Source organism: Enterobacter chinensis (assembly GCF_034008295.1).
In the GTDB taxonomy this organism is placed as follows: domain Bacteria; phylum Pseudomonadota; class Gammaproteobacteria; order Enterobacterales; family Enterobacteriaceae; genus Enterobacter; species Enterobacter chinensis.
Genome location: NZ_JARDVI010000004.1, coordinates 129,713 through 145,686, shown reverse-complemented (window position 1 = coordinate 145,686; position 15,974 = coordinate 129,713). Strand labels below are relative to the sequence as shown.

The 15,974-nt window shown below is 55.8% G+C and carries 15 protein-coding genes; 7 read left to right on the top strand and 8 right to left on the bottom strand.

Annotation, left to right across the window (positions count from 1 at the left end; translation table 11 throughout):
• Positions 1–78 precede the first annotated feature (78 nt).
• The gene (gene acrD, locus PYW49_RS13375) at positions 79–3,192 is read left to right on the top strand and encodes a multidrug efflux RND transporter permease AcrD (RefSeq protein ID WP_320386685.1); all 3,114 of its coding nucleotides are present in this window, start codon (positions 79–81) and stop codon (positions 3,190–3,192) included.
• Positions 3,193–3,301: 109 nt separating this feature from the next.
• Here the strand turns inward: acrD and ypfM are convergent, their stop codons facing one another.
• Entirely contained in the window at positions 3,302–3,361 is a 60-nt protein-coding gene (gene ypfM / locus PYW49_RS13370; RefSeq protein WP_015572204.1) for a protein YpfM, read from the bottom strand.
• A 387-nt stretch (positions 3,362–3,748) separates the two neighbouring features.
• Here ypfM and PYW49_RS13365 point away from each other — a divergent pair, with 387 nt between their 5' ends.
• From PYW49_RS13365 to PYW49_RS13355, 3 genes are read left to right on the top strand one after another with little or no spacing between them, the layout of a single operon-like run.
• Entirely contained in the window at positions 3,749–4,099 is a 351-nt protein-coding gene (locus PYW49_RS13365) for an ArsC family reductase (RefSeq protein ID WP_320386684.1), read from the top strand.
• Between the two features lie 10 nt (positions 4,100–4,109).
• Positions 4,110–5,237 (top strand): succinyl-diaminopimelate desuccinylase, encoded by a 1,128-nt coding sequence (gene dapE / locus PYW49_RS13360; protein ID WP_134347680.1) that lies wholly within the window; start codon positions 4,110–4,112, stop codon positions 5,235–5,237.
• A 24-nt stretch (positions 5,238–5,261) separates the two neighbouring features.
• Complete coding sequence (locus PYW49_RS13355) at positions 5,262–5,459, top strand: YpfN family protein (RefSeq protein WP_014171111.1); 198 nt, start codon at positions 5,262–5,264, stop codon at positions 5,457–5,459.
• A gap of 38 nt (positions 5,460–5,497) precedes the next feature.
• On the opposite strand, the gene ypfH is transcribed toward PYW49_RS13355, so the two are convergent.
• From ypfH to dapA, 6 genes are all read right to left on the bottom strand, one after another.
• On the bottom strand, positions 5,498–6,193 hold the full coding sequence (ypfH, locus tag PYW49_RS13350; protein WP_320386683.1) for an esterase: 696 nt from the start codon (positions 6,191–6,193) through the stop codon (positions 5,498–5,500).
• 73 nt (positions 6,194–6,266) lie between these two features.
• Positions 6,267–8,213, bottom strand: coding sequence for a tRNA(Met) cytidine acetyltransferase TmcA (locus PYW49_RS13345; RefSeq protein ID WP_320386682.1), 1,947 nt, complete (start codon positions 8,211–8,213; stop codon positions 6,267–6,269).
• A complete protein-coding gene (ypfJ, locus tag PYW49_RS13340; RefSeq protein WP_134347678.1) occupies positions 8,213–9,082 on the bottom strand; it encodes a KPN_02809 family neutral zinc metallopeptidase in 870 nt (289 codons plus the stop codon). Before ypfJ ends, PYW49_RS13345 begins: the two co-directional genes overlap by 1 nt.
• Positions 9,083–9,202: 120 nt before the next feature.
• Complete coding sequence (gene purC, locus PYW49_RS13335; protein WP_008501631.1) at positions 9,203–9,916, bottom strand: phosphoribosylaminoimidazolesuccinocarboxamide synthase; 714 nt, start codon at positions 9,914–9,916, stop codon at positions 9,203–9,205.
• Between the two features lie 109 nt (positions 9,917–10,025).
• A complete protein-coding gene (bamC, locus tag PYW49_RS13330) occupies positions 10,026–11,060 on the bottom strand; it encodes an outer membrane protein assembly factor BamC (protein WP_033146169.1) in 1,035 nt (344 codons plus the stop codon).
• 16 nt (positions 11,061–11,076) lie between these two features.
• Positions 11,077–11,955: a 4-hydroxy-tetrahydrodipicolinate synthase gene (gene dapA, locus PYW49_RS13325; RefSeq protein ID WP_320386681.1), complete on the bottom strand. Its 879-nt coding sequence runs from the start codon at positions 11,953–11,955 to the stop codon at positions 11,077–11,079.
• Positions 11,956–12,100: 145 nt separating this feature from the next.
• On the opposite strand from dapA, the gene PYW49_RS13320 reads away from it, so the two are divergent.
• Together PYW49_RS13320 and bcp are read left to right on the top strand one after the other, a co-directional pair.
• Complete coding sequence (locus PYW49_RS13320; RefSeq protein WP_320386680.1) at positions 12,101–12,670, top strand: glycine cleavage system transcriptional repressor; 570 nt, start codon at positions 12,101–12,103, stop codon at positions 12,668–12,670.
• The gene (bcp, locus tag PYW49_RS13315; RefSeq protein WP_134347674.1) at positions 12,670–13,140 is read left to right on the top strand and encodes a thioredoxin-dependent thiol peroxidase; all 471 of its coding nucleotides are present in this window, start codon (positions 12,670–12,672) and stop codon (positions 13,138–13,140) included. Before PYW49_RS13320 ends, bcp begins: the two co-directional genes overlap by 1 nt.
• Positions 13,141–13,224: 84 nt before the next feature.
• Here bcp and PYW49_RS13310 read toward each other — a convergent pair whose 3' ends face one another.
• Complete coding sequence (locus PYW49_RS13310; protein ID WP_024907566.1) at positions 13,225–14,289, bottom strand: AI-2E family transporter; 1,065 nt, start codon at positions 14,287–14,289, stop codon at positions 13,225–13,227.
• A 221-nt stretch (positions 14,290–14,510) separates the two neighbouring features.
• Between PYW49_RS13310 and bepA the strand changes: the two genes are divergently transcribed.
• A complete protein-coding gene (bepA, locus tag PYW49_RS13305) occupies positions 14,511–15,974 on the top strand; it encodes a beta-barrel assembly-enhancing protease (RefSeq protein WP_134347673.1) in 1,464 nt (487 codons plus the stop codon).

Sequence of the window (15,974 nt, the reverse complement as noted above, 5' to 3'; positions counted from 1 at the left end):
GTTTGGCCTGGGCCTTACCGCTAAAGTTATGCGGGCAATAAACAATAATGACGTGCAGCAAAACGAGGTCACTTTTTCATGGCGAATTTTTTCATCGATCGCCCCATTTTTGCCTGGGTGCTTGCCATCCTGTTGTGTCTGACAGGTGTCCTGGCGATTACATCACTTCCCGTTGAGCAATACCCCGATCTGGCACCGCCAAACGTGCGTGTCACCGCAAACTACCCCGGCGCTTCCGCACAAACGCTGGAAAACACCGTGACGCAGGTTATCGAGCAGAACATGACGGGTCTGGATAACCTGATGTACATGTCTTCGCAAAGTAGCGCGACGGGCCAGGCGACGGTCACCCTGAGCTTTAAGGCGGGCACCGACCCGGACGAGGCAGTGCAGCAGGTACAAAACCAGCTGCAGTCGGCCATGCGCAAGCTTCCCCAGGCGGTGCAGAACCAGGGCGTGACCGTACGTAAAACCGGTGATACCAATATTTTGACCATCGCGTTTGTCTCGACAGATGGCTCGATGGATAAACAGGACATTGCGGACTACGTCGCCAGTAATATTCAGGATCCCATCAGCCGTATCAACGGCGTGGGGGATATCGATGCTTACGGCTCGCAATACTCGATGCGTATCTGGCTCGATCCCAACAAGCTTAACAGCGTCCAGATGACGGCAACCGACGTGACGAATGCCATCAAAGCCCAGAACGCCCAGATTGCCGTGGGGCAACTGGGGGGAACGCCGTCCGTCGATAAACAGGCCCTGAATGCCACCATTAATTCGCAATCCCTGCTGCAGACGCCGGACCAGTTCCGCAATATCACCCTGCGCGTGAATCAGGATGGATCGGAAGTGCGCCTGGGCGATGTCGCCACGGTGGAAATGGGGGCGGAAAAATACGACTACCTGAGCCGCTTTAACGGCAAACAGGCCTCCGGTCTGGGGATTAAGCTGGCCTCCGGTGCGAACGAAATGGCCACCGCGAAACTGGTGCTGGACCGTCTGGATGAGCTGTCGCAGTATTTCCCGCACGGGCTGGAGTACAAAGTCGCCTATGAAACCACCTCTTTCGTTAAAGCGTCGATTGAGGATGTGGTGAAGACCCTGCTGGAAGCCATCGCGCTGGTGTTCCTGGTCATGTACCTGTTCCTGCAAAACTTCCGCGCGACACTGATCCCAACCATTGCCGTTCCCGTGGTGCTGCTGGGGACCTTTGCGGTGCTGTACGCGTTCGGGTATAGCATTAATACCCTGACAATGTTTGCGATGGTGCTGGCGATTGGCCTTCTGGTGGATGATGCCATCGTGGTGGTTGAAAACGTCGAGCGCATCATGAGTGAAGAAGGCCTTTCTCCACGCCAGGCGACGCGAAAATCCATGGGACAAATTCAGGGGGCGTTAGTCGGTATTGCGATGGTGCTGTCGGCCGTCTTTATCCCGATGGCCTTCTTCGGCGGCACAACCGGGGCGATTTACCGTCAGTTCTCCATCACCATCGTCTCGGCGATGGTGCTCTCCGTGCTGGTGGCGCTGATCCTCACCCCTGCACTCTGCGCCACCATCCTGAAGCCGCTGCACAAAGGGGAACATCACGGTCAGAAAGGGTTCTTCGGCTGGTTTAACCGGATGTTTAACCGCAATGCCGCCCGGTATGAATCTGCCGTCGGCGGCGTGCTGCACCGCAGCCTGCGCTGGATGATGGTTTACGTTGTGCTGCTGGGCGGCATGGTCTGGCTGTTTATGCATCTGCCCACCTCGTTCCTGCCGATGGAAGACCGGGGGATGTTCACCACTTCGGTGCAGCTCCCGAGCGGCGCAACGCAGCAGCAGACGCTGAAAGTGGTTCAGAAAGTGGAACAGTACTTCTTCACCAAAGAGAAAGATAACGTCGTTTCGGTCTTCTCCACCGTCGGTTCCGGCCCCGGCGGGAACGGGCAGAACGTCGCCCGCATGTTCGTCCGCCTGAAGGACTGGGACGAGCGCGACACCAAAACGGGAACGTCATTTGCCATCATTGAGCGTGCGACGAAAGCCTTTGCGCACATCAAAGAAGCGCGCGTCTTTGCCAGCAGCCCGCCTGCGATAAGCGGTCTGGGCAGTTCTGCCGGGTTTGATATGGAACTGCAGGATCACGCCGGTGCGGGCCATACGGCACTGATGGCAGCGCGCGATAAGCTGCTAGCGCTGGCGAGCAGCGATTCAGGCCTGACCCGCGTTCGCCATAACGGTCTTGATGACAGCCCGCAGCTTCAGGTGGATATCGATCAGCGTAAGGCGCAGGCGCTGGGCGTCTCGATCAACGATATCAATGACACCCTGCAAACGGCATGGGGCTCGAGCTATGTGAATGACTTTATGGATCGCGGTCGCGTGAAAAAAGTGTATGTACAGTCCGCCGCACCGTTCCGCATGCTGCCGGATGATATTAACCGCTGGTTTGTCAGGAATAATGCCGGCGGCATGGTGCCCTTCTCCGTCTTTGCCAACTCGCACTGGGAGAGCGGTTCACCGCGTCTGGAGCGCTATAACGGCTATTCCGCGGTTGAAATCGTCGGGGAAGCCGCGCCGGGCGTCAGTACCGGTACCGCCATGGACACCATGGAAAAACTGGTGCAGCAGCTGCCCGCCGGTTTTGGTCTGGAGTGGACGGCCATGTCTTACCAGGAGCGTCTCTCCGGCGCGCAGGCCCCTGCGCTTTACGCGCTCTCGCTGCTGGTGGTCTTCCTCTGCCTTGCCGCACTGTATGAAAGCTGGTCAGTCCCGTTCTCCGTCATGCTGGTGGTGCCCCTTGGCGTCATCGGTGCTCTGCTCGCGACATGGATGCGCGGCCTGGAGAACGATGTCTACTTCCAGGTCGGGCTGCTCACCGTGATTGGGCTATCGGCGAAAAACGCCATTCTGATTGTTGAGTTTGCCAACGAGATGAATGCCAAAGGCCACGAGCTGATGGCCGCCACGCTGCACGCCTGCCGTCAGCGCTTACGTCCGATCCTGATGACGTCGCTGGCGTTTGTTTTTGGTGTACTGCCGATGGCAACCAGTACGGGCGCAGGCTCCAGCAGCCAGCATGCCGTAGGCACGGGCGTCATGGGGGGCATGATTTCGGCCACCATCCTGGCCATTTACTTCGTTCCGCTGTTCTTTGTGCTGGTGCGTCGCCGCTTCCCGCTGAAGGAGCGTCTGGAGTAAGTGGTTGAAATAAAAAAAGGCGGCTTTATCGGCCGCCTTTTTATTGTGTGATTAATTCACACTATGGTTATTTTACTTATTTTAGTGCTCTTGCAATTCTTACTGAATGTCATTTACGAAGCATGCCTTCGATAAAATCTTTCCAGTTCCCCAGTTCACGTTCAATCATAACAACCTCTCTTATTATTATGCGCATTCTACAAAAACGGACCATCATTGTGAAGACTCTTTAACCAATTGCTGTGATTGTACCCCACGTCCTGCGGGGATTTATGATAAATATGAACGGATAGCCCTCAATTTTTTGTGACGGCTAGCAATATTTTGAAATAACCCCACGAATGGGTGAATTTTATTTTACCTGCTGAGTTTATTCGAAATTTAAACCTTATGGACATCTATGCTTAAAGGGTGAAAGAATATTCAGCGTACAGTTGTGAGTTGAATTAAGAAGAAGTGTAAATCCAGACGATTCCTGAATGTGTTATATTCTACTTAAGGATATATCTTCGAATTTACTGAACATTTAATCATCATTAGGTCAAAAGGATTCACCATGGTTGTGATGTACGGCATTAAAAATTGCGACACCATCAAAAAAGCCCGCCGCTGGCTGGAAGCAAATAGCGTGGAGTACCGCTTCCACGATTACCGTGCCGATGGGCTTGATGCAGAATTTCTGCATAACGCTATCAACAAACTGGGGTGGGAAGCACTGCTGAATACGCGCGGCACTACCTGGCGTAAACTGGACGAATCTCTGCGCGCCAGCATCAAAGATGCCGACAGCGCGGCAAAACTGATGCTCGAAATGCCGGCAATCATCAAACGCCCATTGCTCTGCGCGCCAGGGCAGCCTATGCTGCTGGGTTTCAGTGAAACCGTTTATTCAGAATTTTTTCGTTGAGGTGTAGTCTATGTCATGCCCGGTCATTGAGCTGACTCAGCAGCTTATTCGCCGTCCTTCCCTTAGCCCGGACGACGCAGGTTGTCAGGCATTAATGATTGAACGCCTGCGTGCCATCGGTTTTACCGTTGAACGCATGGATTTTGGCGATACCCAGAACTTCTGGGCGTGGCGCGGCCAGGGTGAAACGCTGGCCTTTGCCGGGCATACTGACGTCGTTCCCGCGGGTGACGCGGATCGCTGGATTAACCCACCGTTTGAACCGACCATCCGCGATGGCATGCTGTTTGGCCGCGGTGCGGCAGACATGAAAGGCTCTCTGGCGGCGATGGTCGTGGCAGCAGAGCGCTTTGTTGCTCAGCATCCGAACCACAAAAACCGTCTCGCGTTTTTAATCACCTCCGACGAAGAAGCCAGCGCCCATAACGGTACCGTGAAGGTCGTTGAAGCGCTGATGGCGCGTAACGATCGTCTCGACTACTGCCTGGTCGGTGAGCCGTCCAGTACCGAAGTGGTGGGTGATGTCGTCAAAAACGGGCGCCGCGGCTCGCTGACCTGTAACCTGACCATTCATGGCGTTCAGGGACACGTTGCTTATCCGCATCTGGCCGATAACCCGGTCCATCGCGCGGCGCCGATGCTGAGCGAATTAGTGGCAATTGAGTGGGATAAAGGCAACGAGTTCTTCCCGCCGACCAGCATGCAGATTGCAAACGTCAAGGCCGGGACCGGCAGCAATAACGTGATCCCGGGAGATTACTTCGTCCAGTTCAACTTCCGTTTCAGCACTGAACTGACCGATGAGATGATCAAGGCGCGCGTTGTCGCCCTGCTGGAAAAATATAACCTGCGCTACACCGTCGACTGGTGGCTTTCCGGCCAGCCGTTCCTGACGCAGCGTGGCAAACTGGTGGATGCGGTGGTGAACGCCATCGAGCACTATAATGAAATTAAGCCACAGCTGCTGACGACGGGTGGCACCTCAGACGGACGCTTTATCGCCCGCATGGGTGCCCAGGTTGTCGAACTGGGTCCAGTGAACGCAACCATTCATAAAATAAATGAGTGTGTCAATGCGGCAGATTTGCAACTGCTGGCCCGTATGTATCAACGTATTATGGAGCAACTCGTCGCCTGACGAACGCTCTGAGAGGAATAGCGAATGGACTGGCTTTCAAAGTACTGGTGGATTCTGGTGTTGGTTTTTCTGGTCGGCGTATTGCTTAACGTGATTAAAGATCTTAAGCGCGTTGACCATAAAAAATTTCTCGCCAACAAACCGGATCTTCCCCCGCATCGTGATTTTAACGATAAGTGGGACGATGACGACGACTGGCCGAAGAAGGATCAGAAGAAGTAATCGATCTGTTTCCCCTCTCCCAGGGAGAGGGGGCAACCTCACATAAACTCAACAATATGATCGTTATCCGGCTTGCCGCCGCTGAGCGCTTCATCAAAGTAGTGCTTCGGTACGGTATAGCGCAAACGATCGAGCGCAAACTGCATGCTACGGTCGTCAATCGCGTGGCCCAGCTCGTCAACGATATCCAGCGTCACATCTCCACCTTCGCGAATCAGCGCTTCCTGCGCGGCAACCGCATGCGAAAGCTCAATCACCCGGTCTTCACCACCGTGGATCAGGTGGATCGTCGTCTGCGTGGACGCGCTGGTCGGTAGCGTCGCAAAACGACCGTTAAACGCGATCACTCGCGAAACCAGACCTGGCTGCGCTTTTACGCTTTCCAGGGACATGATTGACCCCTGCGAGAAGCCAATCAGCGCGGTTGCGTCGGCACCGACGCCGCTCTGCTGCTGCCAGTAGCGAACAATGTCGATAAACGTGGGCATAATGGCATCAATGCGCGCCTGACGGTTCTCCTCGGTTACACCCTGAACAGAAAACCACTGCCGACCGTTTGGACCACATGGCTCTACGCCACCGATGCTGACAATCAAGGCCTCCGGAAATACAGGCGCAAACCAGCTGCCAATCTGACCCATATTGACGGCGTTATCGCCAACGCCATGAAACAGAAGCAGTAACTGTTTAGCCGGTTTGTCAGGGCTTTGAACAACAAAATGGTCGTGTTTCATGGCGGTCTCCTTAATAGATGACCTGGATTCTACGCCTCGCAGCGGGAATGACCATGCCACTTTACTGAAGAAGTCATTGAAAAAATTGCCATTGCAAAATGTCTTCTTTCAACTGCTGGCAGCGCGGATAATCAAGACTTTCAATCGCTTGCGCGGTTTCACTCCGCAACTTTGCCAGCAACGCTTTTCGCCCGACTTCTTCCGCTTTTCCTTCCATTTTCCCACGCAGGGCCGGAAGCGGCATGTCCACGGTTAACAACAGCCGCGTCAGTGCGGCAACCGAGGTTGAAAACGCCCGGTGGGCGAAGGCAAACCCTGCCAGCTCCAGCCAGTCGTCATGATTAAGGGTAGCTTCCCATTCATCTTCCACCGGGATCTTTTCACCGTTCCAGGCCGATAACACCCGCGCATCGCGCTTCAGACGCTGCTGTGCCTGCTCACACAGCAGGCGCCCGGCCTCACTCTGCGCCAGTAGCGCCATCGCGGTGTAACAGCCGCTGCTGGCTTCACGATGGCTCCCCATCCGCACCAGCACAAACCCGCACTGCTGCCAGAAGCGCCAAAGCTCATCGGTATAGCCAAAGCTCACCGACAGATAATCTTCTCCGCTGGCGCTGCGGATAAGCGCCTGACCAATCCCTTCCCGCTGACGATGAGGGTGCACGGCAATGCGGGTCACCCGTCGGCCCCTGAGCGTTGCCGCCAGCGGGCAGCCGCCGTGCGCCGCCAGAGACTGCGCCACCAGGTTCCCGCGAGGACGCCGGAACCCCGCCCACACGGCGCGGCTAAGCTCAGGGGATAGCCCGCCCTCCTCCACCAGCCAGAGCGCCCCGGCGATGACCGGGTTCGCTTCTGCGACAGCAAACTGCTGCCCGGGCGCGTCCATCATGCGGCGTAAATCGAGCGGCGAGGTACGATAATGCGCGGCGCAGAGTAGCTCGTATATGCTCGCTGCCAGCGTCGGACGGCTTTCCCATGTAGCAGACGTCAGAGAAGTTAAATGCACCTCCCCTTCCGGGCGGCGGTCAAGCAGCGTATCGTCAAACAGCAGCGCGCTGGCGACGACCCGCTCAAGCGGGCAGCCCGAAGCCCAGCGTACCGGCGCTGATAGGCTGTAACGCTGTAGCCCGGCAAACCGACCGCAGAACTTAAGCAAGAATCCCCGGCCCGTCCCTTCATAACCCTGCACCGTGGTGGTCAACAGCACGCGAGGGAAACGACGCACCAGCTTTTCCAGCAGCGGGCCGGGGATCGCGGCAGCTTCATCAACAATCAGCCAGTCAGCCTGGCGTGAAGAGGCAAGCAGCGCGTCCGGAGCCATAAAATAAAAATGCTCTCCGGCAAAGCGGGCGATAATATCCGTTGCCCCCTTCGCCGGGGCGGTGACCACGGCGCTGCCCGCAATGCGGTTCAGCAACATTCCCGCCAGGGCTGACTTTCCGCGCCCGCGCGCGGCGGTAACGGCCACGATGCCACCCTGCATCCCCTGAAGCACATCCAGGATCTCCGCCTGCTCTCGCTGCGGTGCGCCGCTGGCAGGCTGCCAGTCGGGTGTGTCGGGTAAAGGCGGAAGGGATAAATCGCTACCCTGAAGCCAGACGATCGCATCGGGATCGGCGGTAATGGTCTGGCAGAAATGGTGGACAAAATGCGGCGTGGCTATCGCTTCGGCGCTATCGCTCCAGCGTAGTGAATCACTGTCAGGAAGTTCAGCCCACGCGTCGAGCGGCGGCACCCGCAGCACCAGAAGGCTTCCGGCGCTCAGCGTTCCGCTCAGGGCGGCAAACGCGGCGACATCAAACCCGGTACTGGCGTTAAAAACGGCATGCCGGAACTCGCGTCCCAGCAGGCCGCTGATGGCTTGTGAAGGGCGTTCATCCAGCCAAACCCAGTCTCCGGGTAGGGCGTCACGCAGGGCGACCGCCTGGGTTAACGTCCACTGCGCGTCACCGCTGAGCACCACCAGCCGGCGATGGCCGGTGCGCTCAAGCTCGCTTATTAGCTGTTCAAACAGCAGCATTACATCGCTTTACCGAAGGTATTGCACTGCGCCGGATCGCCGCTGTCGAAACCACGTTTGAACCAGCTATAGCGCTGTTGCGAGGTACCGTGAGTGAAGCTGTCCGGCACTACGCGCCCCTGGCTCTGCTGCTGAAGACGGTCGTCACCGATAGCCTGAGCGGCATTTAACGCCTCTTCAAGGTCACCGGATTCCAGAACGCCCTGCTGCTTCATGCTGTGGCCCCAGACGCCCGCGAAGCAGTCCGCCTGCAGTTCCATTTTGACAGAAAGGCGGTTCACTTCAGCCTGAGACGCATTTTGCTGAAGCTGGCGTACTTTTGGCTCAATCCCCAACAGCTTTTGCACGTGATGGCCGACTTCATGCGCGATCACGTAGCCCTGAGCAAAATCACCGTCAGCGCCAAGCTTGCGTTTCATGTCATCGTAAAACGAGAGATCGATATAGACCGTGCCGTCTGCCGGGCAGTAGAACGGCCCCATCACAGATTGCCCGGTACCGCATCCGGTGCGGGTTGCACCACGATACATCACCAGCTTCGGCTGCTGGTAGGTACGCCCCATCTTCTCGAACAGCTGACTCCAGGTGTCTTCTGTTGTGGCGAGAATAACGGAGGTAAATTTGGCCGCTTCATCTTCATTCGGACTGATGGAGCGCTGAGATTGCTGCTGCTGTTGCAGCGGCTGCCCGGTCATTAAACCGGTGAGATCGACGCCGTAATACCCCGCGACCAGCACCACAATCAGCAGGATTATCCCGCCCTTGCCGCTGGGTAACCGGAAGCCGGGCCCGCCCATTGAAGGACCGCCGCCACCATCACTGCGTCTGTCTTCTACATTGTCACTTTCACGACGCCCTTGCCAGCGCATAACCACCTCGAACTATTCCATTTATAATAGCTATGATCGTAGGCGGTTAACGGCAAGATTACCATAGGAAACAAAGGTAAGACGCCAAAGGATGTAAACATCCTTTGGCAAGTGAGGGAGTTAGTCGAGCTTAACGCCTAAACGGTGAGCAACCGCTTCGTACGCTTCAATCAGGCCACCCAGGCTCTGACGGAAGCGGTCTTTGTCCATTTTATCCAGGGTTTCTTTATCCCACAGGCGGCTACCGTCTGGTGAGAACTCATCGCCCAGCACCACTTCGCCTTTGAACAGACCAAACTCCAGCTTGAAGTCGACGAGGATCAGGCCCGCGTCATCAAACAATTTTTTCAGCACGTCGTTGGCTTTGTAGGTCAACTCTTTCATGCGCGCCAGGTTCTCCTTATTCACCCAGCCGAAGGTTTCGCAGTAGGAATCATTAACCATAGGATCGTGCATAGCATCGTTTTTCAGGAACAGATCGAACAGAGGTGGATTCAGTTCGATACCTTCTTCAATGCCCAGACGCTTCACCAGGGAGCCCGCTGCACGGTTACGAATAACGCACTCAACCGGAACCATATCCAGTTTTTTCACCAGACATTCCGTATCGGACAGCAACGCTTCCATCTGAGTCGGGATACCCGCTTCGGCCAGTTTGGTCATAATGAAATGGTTGAACTTGTTGTTCACCATGCCCTTACGATCGAACTGCTCAATGCGTGCGCCATCCCCTGCTGACGTATCATTGCGGAACTCGAGCACCAACAGATCCGGGTTTTCCGTGCTGTATACGGTCTTCGCTTTGCCACGATACAACTCAGCTTGCTTCTGCATCTTCATTACTCCTGGTGTGATGATTTGTGTTCAAAACTGGGGATATTATGCCACGCACACGTTTGCGTGGCACTAAAATAAAAAGGGCTGGATTAACCAGCCCTCGTATTTATTTGCTGAATGCCGCCTGGAAGACAGCGACCAGCGCATCGTTCTGCGACTGGGTCAGCGTGTGACCTTTTGGATCGATAAACTGCAGACTGCTGCGGTTATCAAGGTCGCCAACCTGAATCTTGTAGTCACCGGAGGCAAGCTGAGGATCTTTCGCACCCAGTTCCTGCCACGCGCTGTCGGAGAGCGGCTTATACGTTGCCGTCATGCTGCCGGTCGAACGCGTGCTGTCGGTCACTTTCATGCCCACTTTTTCAAGCGTCGCTGGCAGACGCTGCCAGGTCTGGTTAAACGGTGCACGAACCACCAGCATTGGCAGGCCGGTATCATCCGCACCGCTTTGCACATCGAAGGTCGCACCGTTGCGGCTCTGCGCGGCATTGGCGGCATCGGTAGCGGTCTTATCCAGGCCCGCGGCAATCACGTTCAGCATTTCGGTGCTGTAACGCTGCAGGGACGCGGCATCCGCAACCGGTTTACCCGCCTGCTCCAGGTTCAACAGCTTAACGTTAACCGCCTGCTGATAACCCTGTGGTTTTACGGAGACTTGATAGCGACCGCGGTACTGCTGATCTTCATCCAGACGGTTCCATTCGATCCAGTCGGTGGTTAACGTCTGGCTGGCGTCATCGCGTTTATCGATGGTGTAGTTCTTCGACTGAATAACGCTGACAACCTGCGGCCACAGGGTGCTACCGCGCGCGCTCTCAACCATCAGAGACGCCGTATCACCGGTGAACTGGGTACGCGCCCCGCTCACCAGCGCCAAAGGCTGTGCTGGCGGACGAATATCAAGCGCTTTACCAACCAGGCCGCTGCCGTTGGTCACGGGAATATTATAATCGCCGTTCTGAATCGGCAGGATCATACCAGCCGGTGCGTGAAGTTCAGCAAGCGGGGTCGCATCCAGATAGGATTCATCACCGCTCACCTGGCGCTTGTAGCGCGAGTCTGAACTACAGGCAGCGAGCAGCATAACAAGCGAAACACTCGCAACCTTCGCCAGGCGCGACTTCTGTACTGAATAAGCCATCAAATCTCCCTAAACTTTACAGCAAACCGGCATGCTTCAGCGCTGCCTTGACGATGTCACGACCGTGGTCGGTAATCGGTGTCATTGGCAGACGCAGCGTATCGGTTGCTACAAGCCCCAACTCCTTACACGCCCATTTCACTGGGATCGGATTGGGTTCGACAAATAATTTATTGTGCAGCGGCATCAGACGCTGATTAATGACACGCGCTTCATCAAAGTGACCGGCTGCGGCCAGCTTGCACATTTCAGCCATATCGCGCGCCGCAACGTTTGCCGTTACGGAGATCACGCCATGACCACCGAGCTGCATAAAGTCCAGCGCGGTCGCATCATCACCACTCAACAGGATAAAGTCATCTGAAACCAGCTCTTTGAGCTGATGAACGCGGCTTAAGTTCCCTGTCGCCTCTTTAATAGCGATAATATTTTTTACTTCCGAGAGACGACCAACGGTTTCCGGCAGCATATCGCAACCGGTACGGGACGGCACATTATACAGAATTTGTGGCAAGTCAGTATGTTCAGCGATGGCTTTGAAGTGCTGGAACAAACCTTCCTGGGTAGGACGGTTGTAATAAGGGGTCACCGTCAGACAGCCTACGATGCCGCTGTCGTTAAAACGTTTGGTCAGACTGATAGCTTCTGCGGTTGCATTAGCCCCTGTCCCCGCGATAACCGGAATACGTCCGTCAGCCAGTTCCAGGGTCAGCATAACCACATCGCCGTGCTCTTCGTGGCTCAGCGTTGCAGATTCACCGGTAGTCCCTACCGAAACGATCGCCGAGGTTCCATTGGCGACATGGTAATCAATCAGCTTCTTCATGCTTGACCGGCAGACATTACCTTTTTCATCCATCGGTGTTACAAGCGCGACAATACTTCCCGTGAACATGAGCCATCCTCTGTGCGAACAAGAGCCTCAATGGTACGTTTGGAACTGTAATAAAAGCAAGCGACCTGAGGCCCTCAGGCGGTTGTATGCATGTTTTTTTTATGCTTTCCTTAGGAAGACTTAACCATGCAAAGGAAGAACAGGTTTGACAACCTCATCACAACATTACCTGGTTATCACTGCGCTGGGTGCCGACAGGCCGGGTATCGTGAACACCATCACCCGTCACGTGAGCAGCTGCGGCTGTAATATCGAAGACAGCCGTCTGGCAATGCTGGGCGACGAGTTCACGTTTATTATGCTGCTGTCCGGAACATGGAATGCCATTACGCTCATCGAATCGACCCTGCCGCTGAAGGGCGCGGAGCTGGATTTGCTGATCGTGATGAAACGTACTACCGCGCGCCCGCGTCCGGCCATGCCCGCGACCGTCTGGGTGCAGGTTGAAGTCCCTGACTCCCCCCATCTGATTGAGCGCTTTACCGCGCTGTTTGACAGCCATCAGATGAACATCGCTGAGCTTGTTTCCCGCACACAGCCGGGTGACGAGAGCACGGTTCCTACGCTCTTTATTCAAATTACCGCGCACAGCCCTGCCTCACAGGATGCGTCAAATATCGAGCAAGCGTTCAAAGCCCTCTGTACAGAATTAAACGCGCAGGGCAGTATAAGCGTCGTCAATTATTCGCAGCACGAACAGGATGGAGTTGAGTAATGAATCCACTGAAAGCCGGTGACATCGCACCGAAATTTAGCTTACCGGATCAAGACGGCGAGCAAGTAAATTTGACCGACTTCCAGGGACAGCGTGTTCTGGTCTATTTCTACCCGAAAGCCATGACCCCCGGCTGCACCGTACAGGCCTGCGGCTTACGCGACAACATGGACGAGTTGAAGAAAGTCGGCGTGGAAGTGCTGGGTATCAGCACGGATAAACCGGAAAAGCTGTCACGATTTGCTGAAAAAGAGCTGCTGAACTTCACGCTGCTTTCTGATGAAGATCATCAGGTGTGCGAGCAGTTCGGCATCTGGGGCGAGAAGACGTTTATGGGTAAAACCTACGACGGTATTCACCGCATCAGCTTCCTGATTGATGCTGACGGTAAAATTGAACACGTGTTTGACGACTTCAAAACCAGCAACCACCACGACGTGGTGTTGAACTGGCTGAAAGAGAACGTCTGATACTTGTTGTGCCGGGTGGCGCTGCGCTTACCCAGCCTACATTCCGAGTGTAGGTCGGGTAAGCGCAGCGCCACCCCGACAAACCTACTTCTCTTCCACTGCCGGCACATCCGGCCACGCGTGGACCACGGCTTTAATCAGCGTTGCCAGCGGGATCGCAAAGAACACGCCCCAGAACCCCCACAGCCCGCCGAAAATCACCACGGACAAGATAATCACCAGCGGATGCAGGTTCACCGCTTCTGAGAACAGCACCGGAACCAGCAGGTTACCGTCCAGCCCCTGAATAATCAGGTACACCGCGAAGCAGCTCCAGAACTCCGTCCCCAGCCCGAACTGGAACAGCGCGACCCCAACAACCGGAATGGTCACCACAAACGCGCCGATGTACGGAATCAGGACCGATAGCCCCACCAGCACCGCCAGCAGCAGCGAGTAGTTCAGGCCGAAAATCAGGAAGCCAATCCAGGTGGCTACCCCCACGACAATCATCTCCAGCACCTTGCCGCGAATGTAATTGGTGATCTGCTGGTTCATCTCTTCCCAGACCTGCCCCGCCAGCCCGCGGTTGCGCGGTAAAATACGCCGCACGGCGTTGAGCATCTGGTCTTTGTCTTTCACCAGGAAGAAGACCATCAGCGGCACAAGCACAAGGTAGACCGCCAGGGTGAGCAACCCCACCAGCGAGGCCAGAGAGTATTTCACCACCGAGTCGCCCATCGTCATGATGCGGGCGCGCATATTTTCCGCCATCGCGTCGATGATCCCGGCGTCCATTAACGCGGGGTAACGGCGCGGCAGCGTGGCGGCAAAATCAGAGAGTTTATTCAACATGCCGGGCATATCGCGGATCAGGTAGATCCCCTGCTGCCAGGCGACGGGCATCACCACAAAGGCCATCAACAGCAGGATGCCGACAAACAGCACCAGTACGATGCTGGTTGCCCAGCGGCGGGAACAGCCGATATGTTCCAGGCGCGCCGTTGGCCACTCCAGCAGATACGCCAGCACAATCGCCACCAGCAGCGGCGCAAGCAGACCGCTGAAGAAGAACAGAATACCGAAACCGGCGACCAGAATAACCAACAAAGCAATGGCTTCCGGGTCGCTGAACCGACGCCGGTACCACTGCATTAACATTTCGAGCATACAACCCTTCCCTGAATCGAATGGCGGGAGTGAGACGGTGAATTGTATCTAACTGTCACAAAAAAGACTTTCGCTTTTTGTATCGCCGACACAATCCGCAAAAGCCTGATGAATGGGATTTTCTTCATGCGGTAACACGGCTACACTCGCAGGGCAGCAGAGATGAACGATATGCCGGTTCATTGGTCAAATTAGCACATCCAACATACAGGACAGTGGTTATGTTCAGGCAGTTGAGAAAAACACTGGTTGCAACACTGATTGCCGCAGTTACGGTCGGTCAGGTGTTACCCGCTTTTGCTGACTCGTCCGATTCATTGCCGGACATGGGCACCACAGCAGGAAGCACGCTCTCTATTGGGCAAGAGATGCAAATGGGCGATTACTATGTTCGCCAGCTGCGCGGCAGCGCCCCGCTGATTAACGACCCTTTGTTGGTACAGTACATAAACGGGCTTGGGATGCGTCTGGTGGCGCACGCCGACTCGGTAAAAACGCCTTTCCATTTCTATTTAATTAATAATGACGAAATCAACGCCTTCGCCTTCTTTGGCGGTAACGTGGTACTGCATTCGGCGTTATTCCGTTACTCAGACAACGAAAGCCAGCTGGCCTCGGTGATGGCGCACGAAATTTCGCACGTCACGCAGCGCCACCTGGCGCGTGCGATGGAAGACCAGAAGCGTAACGCCCCGCTCACCTGGGTGGGCGCGCTGGGCTCTATTCTGCTGGCGATGGCCAGCCCGCAGGCCGGGATGGCCGCCTTAACCGGTACGCTGGCCGGTACGCGTCAGGGGATGATCAGCTTTACCCAGCAAAACGAGCAGGAAGCGGACCGCATCGGCATCCAGGTCCTGCAGCGCTCGGGCTTCGACCCGCAGGCCATGCCGAGCTTCCTGGAAAAACTGCTCGATCAGGCACGTTATTCTTCCCGCCCACCGGAAATTCTGCTCACGCACCCGTTACCGGAAAGCCGTCTGTCGGATGCGCGCAACCGTGCCAACCAGATGCGTCCGGTCGTGGTCCAGTCTTCGCAGGATTTCTACATGGCGAAAGTGAGAACGCTGGGGATGTACAATTCCGGGCGTAACCAGCTCACCAGTGACCTGCTGGATGCCCTGGGAAAAGGCAACGTGCGTGAGAAGAACGCCGCACAGTATGGTCAGGCGCTACAGGCGATGGAAGCCAGTAAATACGACGAGGCGCGTAAAGCCCTGCAACCGCTTCTGGCTGCCGACCCGAATAACCCGTGGTATCTCGATCTATCAACGGATATCGATCTGGGGCAGAAGAAACCTGCCGATGCGATCAACCGCCTGAAAGGGGCGAAAGACGTCCGTACCAACCCGGTGCTGCAGCTTAACCTGGCGAACGCTTACTTACAGGGCGGCCAGCCCGGGGAAGCAGCGACCATTCTGAACCGCTACACCTTTAATAATAAAGACGATCAAAACGGCTGGGATCTGCTCGCACAGGCGGAAGCTCAGCTTGGCAACCGCGATCAGGAGCTGGCGGCCCGTGCCGAAGGCTTTGCCCTGGTGGGGCGTCTCGATCAGGCGATTTCCACGCTCAGCAGCGCCAGCGCGCAGGTAAAACTCGGCAGCCTCCAGCAGGCCCGTTACGACGCGCGTATCGATCAGCTGCGCGGCCTGCAGCAGCGCTTTAAGCCTTACGAAAAGATGTAA

Bases quoted from the DNA above. Each gene is read 5' to 3' on its own strand.
- PYW49_RS13365 (WP_320386684.1), top strand. From the start codon at position 3,749: ATGGTTGTGATGTACGGCATTAAAAATTGCGACACCATCAAAAAAGCC.
- dapA (WP_320386681.1), bottom strand. From the start codon at position 11,955: ATGTTCACGGGAAGTATTGTCGCGCTTGTAACACCGATGGATGAAAAA.
- ypfH (WP_320386683.1), bottom strand. From the start codon at position 6,193: ATGAAACACGACCATTTTGTTGTTCAAAGCCCTGACAAACCGGCTAAA.
- bepA (WP_134347673.1), top strand. From the start codon at position 14,511: ATGTTCAGGCAGTTGAGAAAAACACTGGTTGCAACACTGATTGCCGCA.
- purC (WP_008501631.1), bottom strand. From the start codon at position 9,916: ATGCAGAAGCAAGCTGAGTTGTATCGTGGCAAAGCGAAGACCGTATAC.
- PYW49_RS13345 (WP_320386682.1), bottom strand. From the start codon at position 8,213: ATGCTGCTGTTTGAACAGCTAATAAGCGAGCTTGAGCGCACCGGCCAT.
- PYW49_RS13310 (WP_024907566.1), bottom strand. From the start codon at position 14,289: ATGCTCGAAATGTTAATGCAGTGGTACCGGCGTCGGTTCAGCGACCCG.
- dapE (WP_134347680.1), top strand. From the start codon at position 4,110: ATGTCATGCCCGGTCATTGAGCTGACTCAGCAGCTTATTCGCCGTCCT.
- bcp (WP_134347674.1), top strand. From the start codon at position 12,670: ATGAATCCACTGAAAGCCGGTGACATCGCACCGAAATTTAGCTTACCG.
- ypfJ (WP_134347678.1), bottom strand. From the start codon at position 9,082: ATGCGCTGGCAAGGGCGTCGTGAAAGTGACAATGTAGAAGACAGACGC.
- acrD (WP_320386685.1), top strand. From the start codon at position 79: ATGGCGAATTTTTTCATCGATCGCCCCATTTTTGCCTGGGTGCTTGCC.
- PYW49_RS13355 (WP_014171111.1), top strand. From the start codon at position 5,262: ATGGACTGGCTTTCAAAGTACTGGTGGATTCTGGTGTTGGTTTTTCTG.
- bamC (WP_033146169.1), bottom strand. From the start codon at position 11,060: ATGGCTTATTCAGTACAGAAGTCGCGCCTGGCGAAGGTTGCGAGTGTT.